This is a genomic window from Yoonia sediminilitoris, from assembly GCF_003058085.1.
In the GTDB taxonomy this organism is placed as follows: Bacteria; Pseudomonadota; Alphaproteobacteria; order Rhodobacterales; family Rhodobacteraceae; genus Yoonia; species Yoonia sediminilitoris.
Map to the genome: position 1 here is coordinate 1 of NZ_QBUD01000011.1, position 14,107 is coordinate 14,107.

General features: G+C 57.3%; 18 protein-coding genes. 7 read left to right on the forward strand and 11 right to left on the reverse strand.

What is annotated here, in order from left to right; translation table 11 throughout:
- Positions 1 to 819 precede the first annotated feature (819 nt).
- The 4 genes from C8N45_RS16715 to C8N45_RS16730 are packed head-to-tail and all read right to left on the reverse strand — an operon-like array spanning position 820 to position 3,546.
- Positions 820 to 1,173, reverse strand: a complete 354-nt coding sequence (locus C8N45_RS16715) for a hypothetical protein (protein ID WP_108387408.1) — start codon at positions 1,171 to 1,173, stop codon at positions 820 to 822.
- Entirely contained in the window at positions 1,170 to 1,919 is a 750-nt protein-coding gene (locus C8N45_RS16720) for a hypothetical protein (RefSeq protein ID WP_108387409.1), read from the reverse strand. Before C8N45_RS16720 ends, C8N45_RS16715 begins: the two co-directional genes overlap by 4 nt.
- Before the next feature lie 15 nt (positions 1,920 to 1,934).
- A complete protein-coding gene (locus C8N45_RS16725) occupies positions 1,935 to 3,215 on the reverse strand; it encodes a type II toxin-antitoxin system HipA family toxin (RefSeq protein ID WP_108387410.1) in 1,281 nt (426 codons plus the stop codon).
- Positions 3,205 to 3,546: a helix-turn-helix domain-containing protein gene (locus C8N45_RS16730; protein WP_108387411.1), complete on the reverse strand. Its 342-nt coding sequence runs from the start codon at positions 3,544 to 3,546 to the stop codon at positions 3,205 to 3,207. Before C8N45_RS16730 ends, C8N45_RS16725 begins: the two co-directional genes overlap by 11 nt.
- A 521-nt stretch (positions 3,547 to 4,067) precedes the next feature.
- Between C8N45_RS16730 and C8N45_RS16735 the strand changes: the two genes are divergently transcribed.
- Together C8N45_RS16735 and C8N45_RS16740 are read left to right on the forward strand one after the other, a co-directional pair.
- Positions 4,068 to 4,427, forward strand: coding sequence for a DUF2958 domain-containing protein (locus tag C8N45_RS16735; protein ID WP_108387412.1), 360 nt, complete (start codon positions 4,068 to 4,070; stop codon positions 4,425 to 4,427).
- A 9-nt stretch (positions 4,428 to 4,436) separates the two neighbouring features.
- Complete coding sequence (locus C8N45_RS16740; protein ID WP_245882714.1) at positions 4,437 to 4,754, forward strand: hypothetical protein; 318 nt, start codon at positions 4,437 to 4,439, stop codon at positions 4,752 to 4,754.
- Positions 4,755 to 4,783: 29 nt separating this feature from the next.
- Here C8N45_RS16740 and C8N45_RS16745 read toward each other — a convergent pair whose 3' ends face one another.
- Complete coding sequence (locus C8N45_RS16745; RefSeq protein ID WP_114427854.1) at positions 4,784 to 5,266, reverse strand: hypothetical protein; 483 nt, start codon at positions 5,264 to 5,266, stop codon at positions 4,784 to 4,786.
- A 415-nt stretch (positions 5,267 to 5,681) separates the two neighbouring features.
- Here C8N45_RS16745 and C8N45_RS16750 point away from each other — a divergent pair, with 415 nt between their 5' ends.
- On the forward strand, positions 5,682 to 5,915 hold the full coding sequence (locus C8N45_RS16750) for a hypothetical protein (protein WP_108387414.1): 234 nt from the start codon (positions 5,682 to 5,684) through the stop codon (positions 5,913 to 5,915).
- Between the two features lie 306 nt (positions 5,916 to 6,221).
- Here C8N45_RS16750 and C8N45_RS16755 read toward each other — a convergent pair whose 3' ends face one another.
- The 3 genes from C8N45_RS16755 to C8N45_RS16765 form a co-directional block, all read right to left on the reverse strand.
- Positions 6,222 to 6,536: a non-heme iron oxygenase ferredoxin subunit gene (locus C8N45_RS16755; protein ID WP_108387415.1), complete on the reverse strand. Its 315-nt coding sequence runs from the start codon at positions 6,534 to 6,536 to the stop codon at positions 6,222 to 6,224.
- Positions 6,533 to 7,471 carry a fatty acid desaturase family protein gene (locus C8N45_RS16760; protein ID WP_108387416.1) on the reverse strand — a complete coding sequence of 313 codons (939 nt, stop codon included), beginning with the start codon at positions 7,469 to 7,471 and terminating at the stop codon, positions 6,533 to 6,535. Before C8N45_RS16760 ends, C8N45_RS16755 begins: the two co-directional genes overlap by 4 nt.
- Before the next feature lie 158 nt (positions 7,472 to 7,629).
- The gene (locus tag C8N45_RS16765; RefSeq protein ID WP_108387417.1) at positions 7,630 to 8,715 is read right to left on the reverse strand and encodes a hypothetical protein; all 1,086 of its coding nucleotides are present in this window, start codon (positions 8,713 to 8,715) and stop codon (positions 7,630 to 7,632) included.
- 119 nt (positions 8,716 to 8,834) lie between these two features.
- On the opposite strand from C8N45_RS16765, the gene C8N45_RS16770 reads away from it, so the two are divergent.
- The 3 genes from C8N45_RS16770 (at position 8,835) to C8N45_RS16780 (ending at position 10,350) form a co-directional block, all read left to right on the forward strand.
- On the forward strand, positions 8,835 to 9,047 hold the full coding sequence (locus C8N45_RS16770; RefSeq protein ID WP_108387418.1) for a hypothetical protein: 213 nt from the start codon (positions 8,835 to 8,837) through the stop codon (positions 9,045 to 9,047).
- Positions 9,048 to 9,239 carry a hypothetical protein gene (locus C8N45_RS16775; protein WP_108387419.1) on the forward strand — a complete coding sequence of 64 codons (192 nt, stop codon included), beginning with the start codon at positions 9,048 to 9,050 and terminating at the stop codon, positions 9,237 to 9,239.
- Between the two features lie 91 nt (positions 9,240 to 9,330).
- The gene (locus C8N45_RS16780) at positions 9,331 to 10,350 is read left to right on the forward strand and encodes an aromatic ring-hydroxylating dioxygenase subunit alpha (RefSeq protein ID WP_108387420.1); all 1,020 of its coding nucleotides are present in this window, start codon (positions 9,331 to 9,333) and stop codon (positions 10,348 to 10,350) included.
- Between the two features lie 147 nt (positions 10,351 to 10,497).
- Here C8N45_RS16780 and C8N45_RS16785 read toward each other — a convergent pair whose 3' ends face one another.
- The 3 genes from C8N45_RS16785 to C8N45_RS16795 are packed head-to-tail and all read right to left on the reverse strand — an operon-like array spanning position 10,498 to position 13,080.
- Positions 10,498 to 11,892, reverse strand: a complete 1,395-nt coding sequence (locus C8N45_RS16785; RefSeq protein WP_108387421.1) for an MATE family efflux transporter — start codon at positions 11,890 to 11,892, stop codon at positions 10,498 to 10,500.
- Between the two features lie 9 nt (positions 11,893 to 11,901).
- A complete protein-coding gene (locus C8N45_RS16790; protein WP_108387422.1) occupies positions 11,902 to 12,489 on the reverse strand; it encodes a helix-turn-helix domain-containing protein in 588 nt (195 codons plus the stop codon).
- 12 nt (positions 12,490 to 12,501) lie between these two features.
- Positions 12,502 to 13,080: a carboxymuconolactone decarboxylase family protein gene (locus C8N45_RS16795; protein WP_108387423.1), complete on the reverse strand. Its 579-nt coding sequence runs from the start codon at positions 13,078 to 13,080 to the stop codon at positions 12,502 to 12,504.
- Between the two features lie 280 nt (positions 13,081 to 13,360).
- Here C8N45_RS16795 and C8N45_RS16805 point away from each other — a divergent pair, with 280 nt between their 5' ends.
- Positions 13,361 to 14,107, forward strand: coding sequence for an amino acid ABC transporter ATP-binding protein (locus C8N45_RS16805; RefSeq protein ID WP_108387425.1), 747 nt, complete (start codon positions 13,361 to 13,363; stop codon positions 14,105 to 14,107).

The window sequence follows — 14,107 nt, forward strand, 5'->3', positions numbered from 1 at the left end:
CTTTCTCATCGTCCACTCCTCAGTGGCTACGATGAGCAACAAACCCTCCCTTAGCAAATACAGCTATTTGGACCCATAGGCGCTGACGTCAGACAGATATAAAGTTAAGAGGAGCTCGAGATTTTGCTTGATCACAGTAGTCGCAGCTTGGACTATCAAAAAAATTTGGAGTTGCTGTTTGCCGTCTGAGTACACTGTTTTTCGCGCCAGCCTCTTGAGGAGATTTTCTTCAATCGAGGGTGATCTGAGCTCGCATCATTATCGTGATCTGAAAAAATCCTTTAGTATTGCATACTTAAGAAGTTTCAGGTCAGACACGGAAGACGAACCGTTTGATGTCGCGCTAACAAAGGTCGCTCTTAGAGTCGCGAGGTTCGATGGTCAGGAGGTCGCCGCCAAGGTCGTTCAAAGATTCTCGAAAGACGCTCTGGGTCCAGCCAATGTGGTCTTGGAGGGCGAAGAGGTGCGACAGAGCCATCTAACCCACTACTGCGACAAGTTCCTTGCGTCTTCTCCAATAGTTTTTGACGGATTTGAAAGGAAAAAACGTCGGTGCTACGACGAAGTCTTAGCCCGAAGAAGCATTTCAACTCCTCTGGATAAAAAGGGAATGCTATCGCTTCTTCAATTGGTGGACGATACGTTTGAACACGACCCGGTCAGGGATTTTGCCGCTCTCACCAAGTTCATTTGGGACTTTGCAACGCGAACGTGGCCATTGTTCGACGCATCGGTCCTACATATCCCGATGAAATACTTTAAATTCGACAATGAGATATCAATGTCGGACATGAAGACGCATGTAGCCTTAATGGATGGCTATGGTTTGGAGCGCCTTTTGTCGCGTCTAATTGTGTTGCGGGCGATATCATCGAACTGGCCGCAGGTGACGAGGCCGCGCAGATAGACGTCGCGTCCGAGAAGCATGTATTGGATTTCTTGGGCGAATTCACAAAGATACATCGCCACGTAGCTTCGGTCGTGCTCGCTCGTCACTTCCGGTACGTTGTAGACTAGCAGCGTGTCCGAGAACTGGATGACGCTGAAGTCTCCATGCTTGTGGGCATTGGATTTATCAAGAATGCGGAACAGATCGGGCAGCAAATCGCTCTTTGAATGAACGATATCGCTGAAGCCAAGCAAATCGATATAGAGCAGGAAGCGTTCTGTCATGCTTCCTCCGCGCTCAATCTGACGAGGTGTTTCATCATCGATGAGCTCAGCTCAAACACAAACTCAATCTCTTCTTCGATGACAGCCGATCCATGCTTTGCGGAGTTGTTCTGGTACTTCGTGTAGTAGTCGAGGATTTTCACAAACATGTTCGACAGCTCCTTCGAGCCGCCGCGCTCTTTGATAAAACCGCCCAAAGCGGGTAGCTGGTTTTCAAGGGATTTATTGTTGGCGAACAAATCCTTGAGCAGGAGTTCAAGCGCAAGCCGCAGATCATCGATCAGGTTCCGGTGGAAGATGCCCGCTTCGTATTTTTGCAGGGCGCTGTTATATTGCTCAAGCGCGTCAGGGTGATTGTCGAGCCAGTGCCGTGTTTCCTCAATCAGCGTCTCGTTGATGTCGGAGGCGGGCGCGCCGCCTGTAAACTGCGGAAACCTCGTCGTGAGCCTGATCTTGAGCTCTTGCCGGTCCTTGTTCGGGATGGGGGCAAAAGAGCTATGATCACACAACTCTTTGATGATGCGGTATTGTTGCGGACCATCGAACGCCATCAGGTTTTCAAGCAGGGCCTGGCGCTTGCTGGATGCCTCAAACGGATAGACGGGGTGCGGCAGTTGCACATCATATTCTGCCGCGTAGGCCGCAGTTTCATCGACAATGACAGAGCCTGTCAGGCCACGCTTGGTGTCGCCGAGTGTCTTGGTCGCGTATTGCAAGAAGGTCGGCGGAATTTTTTCTTCAAACATTGCTGTGAGTACCTATCAGCTTTCCTGTGGTTTCAGCCTAAACCCCGGATAGGCGAAGGCTGTGCTAATGGCTTCGCAGTGCGCTTCAGGAACACCTTCCCGCCGGGCCGTCTCATACCATGTGGCTTTGATCTGCTCTTCCATCCCGTCGATAATCACCGTGGCTTCGTCCGGGGTGAGGTGGAAGCGGGCAGCTTGCGAAAGCATGTTCTCCGCATTCGCGTACCGGCCATAGTCACCGCAGGTCATCGCAAGATCGCGCCGTTCTTCGCTGATCGGCATCGAAGGCGTCAGATCATAGGCCGGTGAAAGCCGCCAGTCCTTCTCTCTCGCAATCGCCGCATGGTTGCGCGGGTGATCGTCAGTATTCGAGATCAGCGCGTTAAAGACCATGCGCGTAAATAGCTCGCGCGCGTCATCCTTGGGCTGCGCGCTTAGGCGGCGCAGCTCTTCGGCAAGCAGTACATAGGACCAGCGGTCACGATGCTGATGCGTGTCCTCCGTGCGCAGGATCGTCAGGCCGCTCATCATGCGGGCGCGCAGATAACCTTGATCGGTGCGCTCGCGGTCAAAGCGCTTGACCAGCAGAACATCGCGATCACCAACGCTGACGATGCGGCTTTGTGCTGTCTGGAGACCGCAGGCACGGGCGAGCTCCAGCATCGCGTGCTCGACGCGCGCATAGTTCCATTTATCATCAGGTCTGTTGAATTTTGCGATCCACAGGCCCTCATCATCTTCGACGACGGCCTTCGGACGGGCACCGCCCATTGAGGTGCCGATCAACATCAAGTCTTCGACCTGTCCGGCTTCCGGGCCGTCAGGAACGTCTTCGCCGTCTATGATCGCATCGGCGAGCCCGATCAGCTTTTCCAGACCCACCGTCTTGTTGAACTTTCTTTGCGGGGCGGGCGGTTTTGCTCCCAGACCAAAGCCGAGCGCTCCGGCACGGTCATCAGGCGCATAGAGCAAATAATCAATCTCGCCGAGCTGCGGCAGGCCCGCGTGTTTTTCAATAACGCGCCGTCCCCAATAATCGGGTCCGGCATCGCGGAGCGCGCCGAATACACCCTTGAGGGCCGTTGTCTGGTAGGTCGTGCCCGTCAGTTTGAGTTCGATCGGATCGATCGGTACGGCATCGGGATTATCAAGATAGCTCTTGCCATAGACGAAGCGACCGACCGGCACACCTGTCCGGTCCGGTTCCAGCACGAAACGCCCCGCCGTTACGAAGCTGTTCGTTCCGGGCAGCATGATATAGACAAAGCATTCGCTTGCGCCGGGCTTAGAAGTCATTGTCGAGCCCCTTGCCGGAGCGTGCCCGCTCGCGGCCACTTAGTTGGTCAAGAGCTAGGCCCTCGCTGTCGGTTAGCGGGTCGGCAAGCTCCTTGAACGGGCGCAACAGATCGTAGCTCCATAGCAGGGCGGTATAGACCGCCATGCCGGTCGCGAGCTTGCCTTTTTCTGCGTCCATAACAGCGCGCGGGCCGGTGCCGATCTTCTCGGCAACCTGCTCGATGGTCAGATTGCGGCGGAGTCGCGCCGTACGCAGATTCTTACCCAGCCGCTTGATGGCCTGTTCGACCTCATAGGGCGGTGCTTCCAGGAGAAGATTCTTTCTTGCCATGTGCTTTCTAAAGCCTCTTATCGTTATTTTTCTGCTTTTTAAAGCATACACTCAGTAAGAGCCGCTGTCAAGAAATCTGCTTTTAAAAGCATCTTGGACGCCATAAGTGGCTATATAAAGCAGCTTTTAGATGATTCACTGGACGAATCCTGATCCGAACTCGAAAAGTATCAGATTCTGATACTTTCTGCGGGTGAATCCGGTAGGGGCGCGTCCAGCGTAGCCTATGGCGATGCAGGACCGGGCTGTCGTGAACCAAGCCCGCTTTTGGTGCGGTCTTGGCCTTGCGGCATCCATCCCTCGCGCTTTGGTGCGTGAGCGCTTTTGGTCCGTCTTCCTATTCGTTTTCGAAAGTTCTGGCCGCGTGTCGGCGGGGACGGCGACCGGTCAATGCCGCTGCCCGCACCAACCTCGCTTTTGCTTCGCTGCAGCGAGGCCGTGTTGGGCATGACCGGCCCGCCTGATACCCCCGCCGAGTGTCTCCCGCGTCCTTTCGAAAACAACAAACAGGAGACATACCAATGAAACTCTTCACCAAATCCATTCACGAGCAGCTCTTGAGCAATGGCCAGCTGCGGCTTGAGCGGCAGGAGCAGGGGCTAGATGAGCCGGACCTGATGCCGGTCGTAAAGCTCTTCACGCCTGATGCCGCCTGTACCTGGCTGCTCACCGAGCTTGATCCTAACTGTCCCGATATCGCCTTTGGTCTCTGCGATCTCGGCATGGGCTCTCCCGAACTTGGCAGTGTTTGCATCAGCGAACTGGAGGCAGTCCGTGGCCGTTTCGGCTTGCCGGTCGAGCGTGATCTTCATTTCACCGCAGATAAGACCTTGTGTGCCTATGCCGATGAGGCGCGGGCTGCCGGTCACATCAAAGCATAGCAGGGCATCATGGCACATTATGAACATCACACGCTGGATTGGCGCGGTGTCCTGATTGAAGTCCGCTACTGCCGAAGCTGGACCAAGCTCCATAGCGGTCAGCCCGATGAGTTTCACATGGCGCATATCGAGATCAAGACCATCGAGCCCGCCCGCGCCATGCTGCCGATCACCGAGACCGGCTATCGCTCACACTTTGCGCCGGAGCGGGAAGTCATCGAAGGCGGCGGGCCGCTTGCCTATGTCGAGCAGGCGCTCGACGAGGCCGCCTCTTGCCGGTCATGGAAAGCCCGTGAGCAGGAAGCACGGCAGTACAGTTTGCTCTAATCAGCTAGGATTATCCACACGCAAACAAATTATTCAGAGGCCTCCTCAGAAGCAGGCTGGCCACAATTCTTCTCGACAACCGTGATAATAACATTGGAGACTTTTTGATCGTTGCGAGCAGCATCAATGCCATCAAGAATACGATGCATCAGAACAGGTGCGCCACCCTCAACTGCAGGTTTGTATAAATCCATCATACATTGAGCCTGATCATTGAGTTGATTGCTGGTGTAGTAATTGTGAATGGCATTCAAATTCATACCTATTGTATCAGCCTGATCATCTCGACTTGCGTCTGAATACTCAGAAACCGTCATATCAAAAGCCTCATCAACAGTGACGGCATCAGCGGTCGTTGGGTTGAGTATTACTGCAAGCAATAGACATGTCTGCAGAATTCCAGACTTAGTAGAGCTCCACCGAATGCCGAGTTCTCTCGACCCAAGCCTTGATCGACTTACGAAGATACTCATTTCCCGATCTGCCGTTATCAGTTCTTTTTTAGTCTTCACAACTTTCTCTCCGAGTCACTTGGTATCAGATTCGCTCTGGTTTGGCTTCCTGCGGCGCTGGATGAAAGCAAGAGCGTGTGTTCAGCTTCGATTCTGTTGACCCAAAAAAGAGCGAGTAAATGCGGGCCGAGTCCTTCATTCGCTTGGATCAAGACATGGCGTTGCGAGGGCCGTGGTTCTTCCGAATTCCTGCTGTAAGGTTCGTGCGACCGGTCTTCACGTCTCTTCCCAAGGTTTCGTTTCAACGACCAGTGACGCTTACGCAGGGCGCGGCGTCATGCAACCGGCTGCCCGCTCCATTCGCTACGCTCCCGTGTTGCCGGTTCCCCGCTATCGCGGTGCATACCGCCTCTGACGCCCTGACGTGCGGTGCAGGTCATCTTGAAACGAAGAAACCTTGAAAAGGAGAAGACCTATGAAACGCACAAACCAAAAACAGCAAGCTCAGGAAGCAAAAGCACCGGCCCTGATCGCCTATCATGTTCCCGAGCGCGATAAGGCCCCCTGGACCCGCATCGGGGCCGCTTGGGACCACAAAGACGAGCGCGGATTTACCCTCCAGCTCAATCTGGTTCCCGTCGCAGCAGGTCGCATCGTCCTGCGGGAATTTGATCCCAAGATGATCGAAGAAGAAGAGGGTGCCGAATAGGCACCCTCCTAACTTTCACCGCGATGACGGCTTTTCTTCAAAACGGGAACACACTGACTCCACACAGTCTGTGAACACATTAACTTGACGCCGCCTTCAACAACGCCGCTATCACGAGAGCCTGCAGAACCTGAGCAGAGCGACTTTCAGTTCGACATCGCTTCTCTCGATCAGAACCGATAAAATTCAGAAAGTTAGGAAATCGCCCAGAGTTCGCCGCGTGTTCTCGCGTTTCACCGTTTCAGTGGAGACTGGTTCGCATTGGGCTTCAAGCACTGCCAGCTGGGACTGTTGCAAGGCAGCGTCTCAGATCCTGACCTGTACCATTCCGTCTCGCACCTGAACCTCCAGCACCCGCATTGACCTTGTCGCGGGCGCGGCCACCGCCCGCCCGTCGCGCACGTCGAAGGCGCCCTGATGCAGAGGGCATTCGATGACATGGCCGTCAAAATACCCGTCACAAAGATCCGCGCCGCCATGATTGCACAGCGCCAGCGAGGCATAGACCCCGCTCGGGCTGTCATAGACAGCGATCAGACGGCGCCCGACCTGGACTCGCGTGACCCAAGCCTTTTCCAAATCCGCCAACGCGATCACGTCGTGCCAGTCCTTGCCGCTCATGCCCGCGCTTCGCGGATCTGGCGCAGAATGTCGAGGTGCGCGCCGAGATAGCCGCGCCTTTCCACGTGGATATGATCGCGCAGTTTTTCGTGCAGGCGTGGCAGGGCGTGGTAGGGAACCGAGGCCACGTAGTGGTGTTCCGCGTGATAATTCATGTTCCAGCACAAGAAACGCCACGGCGCCGAGACGAGGTTGGTTCGTGTGTTGTCACTCATCTGAGCCACAGTGGGGCGGCCCACATGTTCCGTCATCCGGATGAAGCGCATCACGGGTTCGCCAAGGAAAAGCGGAATGATCCAGTACCAGATCAGCCCCCACCAGCCGCTCACGGCCATAGCAAGGAAGATCAGCGTGTAGACCCCCAGCATCATCCGCGCGTCCCAATAGACTGCGGCGTGTTCCTCTTTCGGGATAAAGCCCTTTTCCACGTCTGACAGCTGCCCCATTGCGTGACGGGCGACCTCGGTGAACTTGGCCTTCCAGTAGGGAAGTGCCGACAGATACAGTAGGTATCCGCCATAGGTCTTCGGCATCGGGATCTGCTCGGGGTCTTGTCCGTTCAGCTGCGTATAGGTGTGGTGGTCGCAATGCTCGTACCGGAAAAAACGATGCGGCAGCAGGATGATCAGCCCGCAGATCTGCCCGACGATATCGTTGAGTTTGCGGGTGCGGAACACGGTGTAATGCACGCATTCGTGCTGCAACGAGAAATGATGCACCAGCACGATGCCCTGCACGAACATGGCGGGCCAGATCAGCCAGCTGTCCCAGGCAAGCGTGATCAGCGTTGTAGTTCCGGCCAGCACCAGCACCCACAGCACCAGCCGCCGCAGTGCCGGGCCGTCGGCTCGTTGCATGAAGGATTTCAACTCCTCCCGGGTGAGCTTGCCCTCGGCAAGCGCCTGCGTGAGGGGCGTGACAATACCTTGTGTCATTGTTGGTGGTCCATGAGTTATGCCGGTGCTGGGGCCTTTGGAGGTGCCATCTCAGTCATTGCCGGCGCCGGAGACGGGGGTGCTCCGCACCATGGAGCCGCCTCATCCCGGCTCCATCATTGAAAGTTATGCAGTGCCTGACGGTAAAATCAAGCCCCTCATTCAACCTCCCGCAGGCCGATATCGCGGTCTGGTTCATTGAAGAGCGCCGCAACGTCCGGATAGCGGGCGAGGATCGTAGACCCGCCGGGCAGGCGGTCGGCCCGGAACTCACCCGCTTCCCACAGCATCACGCCATCGACCTTGATCGTGGGGTCGATGATATTCCAGCTGATCTCGCCCGGCGCATAGGTACCACAGGTGTGGAAATGCAGGATGCGCGGGTTGCCAAAGGCCGCGCCGCCCCATCGCTCGTAATTCTGCCGCATGTCCCAGGGGTAGCCACAGCCGGGGTGGATTCCTGCGTGCCACGAATGAACGAAATTCCGATCAATCCCGAACATGCCCGAAACCCGGTCATATTGCGCATTGGCGCGGGCGACGTCCTTGGGATCGCCCTCGAAGCCGGTCAGGCGGCCGTTTTCCATCAAAGCGAAGACCGGTGCGCTGAATTCGGGTGAATAGTCGTCGTAGTATTTCGATCCGGTTCCGGTAAGGAATGTCATCGCTGCCCGCCCCGTGAAGGAATGCGCGGGCACCGGCGTGAAGACCGACATGGGAAAGCGCAGGATGCTGGTATCGCCCTCAGGTGTGAGGTTCATCTCTGGCCGCCCGGTGATCTCGGTCCCGGCCGGGCAGGTCAAGCGGACATGATCGGCCCGGTCGAGCGCCTCGTTCACGGCGGTTTTCAAATCCAGAAACGCTGCATGGTGGCCATTGGCGAAACCTGACCCGAACAGTTCCCGCGTCAGGGCGAAGCTCACGACGATTGTCTTGCCTTGCGACATCTCCGTAAAGCGCAGCTGATCACCGAGCCGGGCAAGGAAAAGGGTGATGTCGGCGGCCTCGATACGCGCCAGCAGGTCGGCGGGCAGATGCGGGTTGTCAGGGTTGAACCCAACATCGATCGAGTCCACCCGCAGCCCGATGCTCTCTGCCGCGTGGGTCACGACCTCCACGGCCTTGGCATCGAAATAGCCATACTCAGGCTGCTCGTAGGCAATAAGCAACCTGTCCCCCGCTACCGCATGGGCGCAGTTGCGCAACAGGTTGAGCGCGCCTTTTTCCGGGGACGGGGTCGGCATCTGGCAGGCTCCTATGCTGATCTACACCAAAAGATCGACGGATCGTAAATACAGCCTAGTTGATCACTGGTGCGTGCTGCTATTCGATTCCCGTAATAGGTTTCATTAGGTTGGCTTATATGATCATCAATCTCCCTTTCTCGGCCCTGCGCGCGTTCGAGGCCGTTGTATGCCTGTCGGGTTTCTCTGCCGCGCCGACATGGGACTTTTGGGCCCGCAACTGCGGGCTGACCCTGCCGAAGCCTGCGAAAACGCGCTGTTTCGGTCAGTCGAACATTGTGGTGCAGGCGGCCATTCAGGGACTTGGCGTCGCCCTTGGGCGCAAACCGTAGTTGATCGACGCGTTGTTGGATGGGCGTCTGGTGCGCCCTTCCCCCGAAATCACCCAATCGCCGCTCTCTTACTGGCTGGTGCTGCGCCACGACCGGATGGACCGCGCGAGGGTCCAAAGCTTCATGTCATGGATCAAGTCCGAAGTTGCGTCTGAACCGGACCTGCCGGACGCTGTTTCGCCATCGGATTAGCCTGTCTAATGGGGGCATTACTTCTGCCCCATGGCGTGAGCTTGCGTTTTTCGGCAGGATGGGCCGCAACCACCAAGGAAGGACGCCGCCCATGTATCTGAAAAACTGCTGGTATGTTGCCGCCTGGAGCAAGGATGTGGCCCGCGAGTTGAATGCCGAGACCATTCTGGGCGAACGCATTGTATTCTATCGCAAGGAAGACGGAAGCCCTGTGGCGCTGGAAAATGCCTGTCCGCACCGCAAGCTGCCGCTGTCCAAGGGCAACCTGATCGGGGACACGGTGGAATGCGGTTATCACGGGTTAACCTTTGACTGCACCGGCACATGCACCGACAGTCCCACACAGCGCGGCATGACCCCGCGCAGGGCGGTGGTGAAATCCTACCCGGTGGTGGACCGCTATCGGTTCCTGTGGATCTGGATGGGCGCCCCGGAACTGGCAGACCCCGACACTATTTTTCCGATTCCCAATTTCGACGACGCCACATGGGGCAAGACCGACGGCGGCGTCATTGATATCGACTGCCACTACCTTTGGGTCTGCGACAACCTGCTAGATCCCAGCCATGTGGCCTGGGTGCATGTCAGTTCCTTTGCAGGGGCCGGCACGGACGACGAGCAGCTGAATATCGACCGGCATGACAATGGCGTCGTCGTGTCCCGCTGGATCGAGGGCAAGCCCCCTTCGCCCTACTACGCCAATCTGGTGCGCTTCGAAGGCAATTGCGACCGGTTGCAGCACTACGAGATGTGCATGCCCGCAATCGGGGTGAACAAGTCGATTTACACGCCCGTTGGAACCGGGGGCTATGACAAGCCGCAGGTGGATCAAACCTTCGTTAACATCTCCTACAATTTCATGACCCCCATAGATGAGGACCGGACCCGCTATTTCTGGTTCCAGCACCGCAATGATCACGCCGGGGATGAGGCAATCTCTGAATACATGAATGACGGGGCCAGGATGGCCTTCCTGGAGGACAAGGAGGTTCTGGAAGAGGTCCACAAGGGCATGAAGACCCCTGCAACGCCCCATATTGACCTAGGGCTTGATGCCGGGGCAAAGGCGTTTCGGCTGATGCTGGACAGGGCCATAAAGGCGGAAGGTTGAAAGCCGCTCACACAAGATTGCAGATCAGGTATTGCCAAGTTGTTGCGGTCAGCTTGGAAATACCTGGTGCGGCACCGAAAGAAATCGGTGCCGCTGACAGGAAAGAAACCGGTTGCTGGCTGAACAACAGAACGGGGCAGGGGCGGTTTAAGTCACCTGCACTGGCTCCGCCGACCTGCGAAACAGCCCATCCATTTCCTGACGGGCGACGCGGGTTGCAATCCATAGCGACAGGCCGAAACCTGATATGACGGCGCAGGCGACGCCTAACCAGACGCCGCGTTCGTCGAAGCCCCAGACCCCCACGAACAACCAGATGAAAAAGGCCACCCCGAATCCCTGACGGTAGAGGCTGATCCAGACCGTTGACAAGGGGCGCTTGAGCGCCTGAAGCAGCCCGTTGATGGAAAACAGCATCATGTAGAACGGAAGAATGACGCCGCTGACTCGCAGGTAAATGACGCCCACGCGGATCACCTCCTGGTCATCGGTAAGGAAGGACAGGACGGTGCCGCCAAAGACCCACAGGACCGGCCCAGCGATGGCTGTCATAATAAAGCCGATCTTCCAGCAAAAGCGCAGTGCGTCGCGCACACGTTGAAAGTCTTTGGCGCCGAAATTCTGAGAGGCAATGGGCAGCAGAGCGCCGGACACCCCGAAAATCGGCAGGAGAAGGATTTGTTCCAGCCGTATCCCGAGCCCAAACCCGGCCACCGCATGTTCGCCAAAGCCTTTCAGCGCGTATTGCACGACGAAACCGGACAGCGACAGGATCAGCATCGACACGGCTGTGGGCAGCGTCTGGAACGAGATTTCGCGGAACCTGTCGGCGCGGGGGTGGAAATTGCGCGCCCTCAGCCGCGCCATGGCGCGCAGACGAAAGACCTTCCGCAGCATGAACAACATCACCCCGGTCTGGCTGACCACGGTTGAGGCGGCCAGCCCGTCGAACCCGATGCCATCCCAAAGGCCGGGAATGCCGTAGATGAACAGCGGGTTGAGGCCGATATTGGCAACAAAGGCCAGCATCAACGCGCGCAGCATTGATCGGCCGTCGCCATGCGCCTGCAACACGCCATTGCATGCGAATGACACCAGAAAGCCGGGAAGCGCCAATGACAGGATATGGAAATAGCGAATGCCTGCATCCTGATAGGGACCGGAATCTGACACCAGCCGGACGATCAGAGGGCCATACCAAAGCCCCGCAACCCCCAACAGGCATGCCGCCGTCACACCATAGACAATACCCTGCGCAATGGTGCGCCGTGCTTGCCGTCGGTCGCGTGCACCAAGCGCGTTGCCCACCAGCGCCCCCATGGCAGCCCCGAGGCCAAAGCCAACCGACATGGCAATGAGAAACGCCTGAAACCCGAGCGCGATACCCGCCTGCGCGCTGGTCCCCAGCAGACCCGCGAAATACATATCGACGATATTGTAGAGCGTGTTGAACAGCATCCCCATAGCGCCGGGAATGGCGAGGCTGCGAAAGTGGCCGGCAATCGCCCCCTCGGTCAGATTATTGTCGACGGGGCGTGCCATGTCAGGGGCTCACGGTTTTTCGGCTTGAACTGTCAGGAAGGTGAATTCCGGAGTCAGAACCTCTACGAATCCGTGGTTGAGTTCCGCGTCCACGCTGATGCTGTCGCCCGCGCGCAGGATCAGGTGCTGCTGCCCATAGCAATAGACGGCCTCGCCGGCCATCACCTGTACAAAGACGACGCCATGGCCGACATAGCTAGGGGGTGGACCGCCTTGGCGCAGTAGCGTCACCTGCCTAGCCTGAAAGCGCAGGTCCTTGCGGGCATGGATGGCGAGGTTGATGTATTCGTGTTGGTGGTCATCCGTGATTCGAGTCGATTTCAGCCCTTCGCCGTGGCGGACCAGCGTGAAATCGGTATGCTCGGTCCGGGCTTCGCGGAAGAGCGAGATGACCGGCACCTCCAGCGCTTCGGCCAATGCAGCGAGGGTGCCAATCGAGGGAGAGACGAGGCCGTTTTCGATTCGGCTGATCATGGCGGCGGAGACGCCCGACAGATCGGCAAGGGACCGTGCAGAATGGCCCCGTTGGCGGCGCAGCTCTTTCAGAGACGCGCCGATGGCCCTGTCGATCAGCTTGCCCGGGGGGTCCGTCTGCATGCGCCGCGCCCCTCAATCTTTCTTGTAGTAGCCGACCACATCGCCTTCGGTCGTAACCCCAAGGCCGTTGAGCAACCTGTTGGCATAGTTGAAATATCCGACGATCTGGTTGATCTCCAGAATCTCTCCGTCGTTCCAGTTTGTGTCGCGAAGGCTGTCCACATCCGCGCTTTCGATCTTGCCCGGATGCAGCGTCAGTTTGGCGGCATAGTTCAAGGCGGAAAGTTCGGCCCCGTTGAACGCATCCTCCGGTCGACGCGCCTGAAACGCGGCCTCGATCGCGTCGGCGCGGGCGTCATCGCCGATCAGGTGACGGGCGTTTGTCCAGTGATTGGCGTAGGAATAGGGGCACTCATTGAGCGTCGAGACATAGGAGCTGATTACCTCCTGAAACCACATCGGCACGGTGTTGCTGTCGTCATGCAGGCAGGCGCGATACAGGACCACATGGCCGTTCATGGTGCTGGGGCGCAGGGAATGCACACGCATCACGTTGTCCACGGTGCCATGCGGCGTCCTGGCGAAGTCGAGGGCCGTTTTCAGAGGCTCGTCGGCCTCGTCATCCGAAAGCATTCTAATCCAGGCGGACATGGTCGCACCCTCCCGTTTCTGCGCTCAAAAAATGTGCGCTGCGGCCTCAATGTTAATTTGGTCTATATTTTTTATTGACGAATTATTGCGTGGCGCGCAACATAATTCAACGACGCACAACAAAATCAGGAGCCGAAGAATTGGCGAAGCTGGGCAACGGGACAGGATCGGAAGTGACCGCGCCGACCGGCATAGGGAAGGACCGATTTCGTGCCCTGACCTGTGACCTGCTTCGCAGTCGGCCGCTGTTCGTCTACGTTCAGCTGATCGGACCCGCACGATGACCAAAGGAAGCCCGATAATAGAGGCTACTCATCTTGACAAGTTCTACGGGTCTTTCCACGCTTTAAAAGACGTAAACCTGACCGTCCGTCAGGGTGAGAAAATAGTGATTTGCGGGCCTTCGGGGTCTGGCAAGTCCACGCTTATCCGGTGTTTCAACGGGCTGGAATGGCACAATTCCGGTGAACTGGTCATCGACGGCGTCGAAGTCCACGAGAACTCCAAGCTGATGCGCGGGCTTCGGCAAGAGGTCGGGATGGTATTCCAGCAGTTCAACCTGTTTCCGCATCTGACGGTTCTGGAAAACCTGATGATCGGCCCGATGAAGGTGCGTCGGCTGAGCCGCGCCCAGGCCGAGGAAACCGCCCGCAAATATCTGGACCGTGTCCATATCCCCGAACAGGCCGACAAGTATCCGTCGGCTCTGTCGGGCGGCCAGCAGCAGCGCGTCGCCATAGCCCGGTCGCTTTGCATGGAGACGCGGATCATGCTGTTCGATGAGCCGACTTCTGCACTGGACCCGGAGATGATCAACGAGGTGCTAGACGTCATGGTCGAGCTGGCGCATTCGGGCATGACCATGGTCGTGGTGACGCATGAAATGGGCTTTGCCCGCAAGGTGGCCGACACGATGGTGTTCATGGAAGCGGGAGAGATCGTCGAGGTTTCGCCCCCCGACACGTTTTTCACCAAGCCGTCCAGCGAACGCTGCCGCCTGTTCCTTGACCAGATTCTGGATCATTAG

Excerpts from the sequence above, each read along its gene's own strand:
- C8N45_RS16730 (WP_108387411.1), bottom strand. The coding sequence starts at position 3,546 with ATGGCAAGAAAGAATCTTCTCCTGGAAGCACCGCCCTATGAGGTCGAA.
- C8N45_RS16765 (WP_108387417.1), bottom strand. The coding sequence starts at position 8,715 with ATGCCGACCCCGTCCCCGGAAAAAGGCGCGCTCAACCTGTTGCGCAAC.
- C8N45_RS16805 (WP_108387425.1), top strand. The coding sequence starts at position 13,361 with ATGACCAAAGGAAGCCCGATAATAGAGGCTACTCATCTTGACAAGTTC.
- C8N45_RS16740 (WP_245882714.1), top strand. The coding sequence starts at position 4,437 with ATGGCACATTATGAACATCACACGCTGGATTGGCGCGGTGTCCTGATT.
- C8N45_RS16750 (WP_108387414.1), top strand. The coding sequence starts at position 5,682 with ATGAAACGCACAAACCAAAAACAGCAAGCTCAGGAAGCAAAAGCACCG.
- C8N45_RS16715 (WP_108387408.1), bottom strand. The coding sequence starts at position 1,173 with ATGACAGAACGCTTCCTGCTCTATATCGATTTGCTTGGCTTCAGCGAT.
- C8N45_RS16790 (WP_108387422.1), bottom strand. The coding sequence starts at position 12,489 with ATGCAGACGGACCCCCCGGGCAAGCTGATCGACAGGGCCATCGGCGCG.
- C8N45_RS16780 (WP_108387420.1), top strand. The coding sequence starts at position 9,331 with ATGTATCTGAAAAACTGCTGGTATGTTGCCGCCTGGAGCAAGGATGTG.
- C8N45_RS16770 (WP_108387418.1), top strand. The coding sequence starts at position 8,835 with ATGATCATCAATCTCCCTTTCTCGGCCCTGCGCGCGTTCGAGGCCGTT.
- C8N45_RS16755 (WP_108387415.1), bottom strand. The coding sequence starts at position 6,536 with ATGAGCGGCAAGGACTGGCACGACGTGATCGCGTTGGCGGATTTGGAA.
- C8N45_RS16720 (WP_108387409.1), bottom strand. The coding sequence starts at position 1,919 with ATGTTTGAAGAAAAAATTCCGCCGACCTTCTTGCAATACGCGACCAAG.
- C8N45_RS16760 (WP_108387416.1), bottom strand. The coding sequence starts at position 7,471 with ATGACACAAGGTATTGTCACGCCCCTCACGCAGGCGCTTGCCGAGGGC.
- C8N45_RS16725 (WP_108387410.1), bottom strand. The coding sequence starts at position 3,215 with ATGACTTCTAAGCCCGGCGCAAGCGAATGCTTTGTCTATATCATGCTG.
- C8N45_RS16735 (WP_108387412.1), top strand. The coding sequence starts at position 4,068 with ATGAAACTCTTCACCAAATCCATTCACGAGCAGCTCTTGAGCAATGGC.
- C8N45_RS16795 (WP_108387423.1), bottom strand. The coding sequence starts at position 13,080 with ATGTCCGCCTGGATTAGAATGCTTTCGGATGACGAGGCCGACGAGCCT.
- C8N45_RS16785 (WP_108387421.1), bottom strand. The coding sequence starts at position 11,892 with ATGGCACGCCCCGTCGACAATAATCTGACCGAGGGGGCGATTGCCGGC.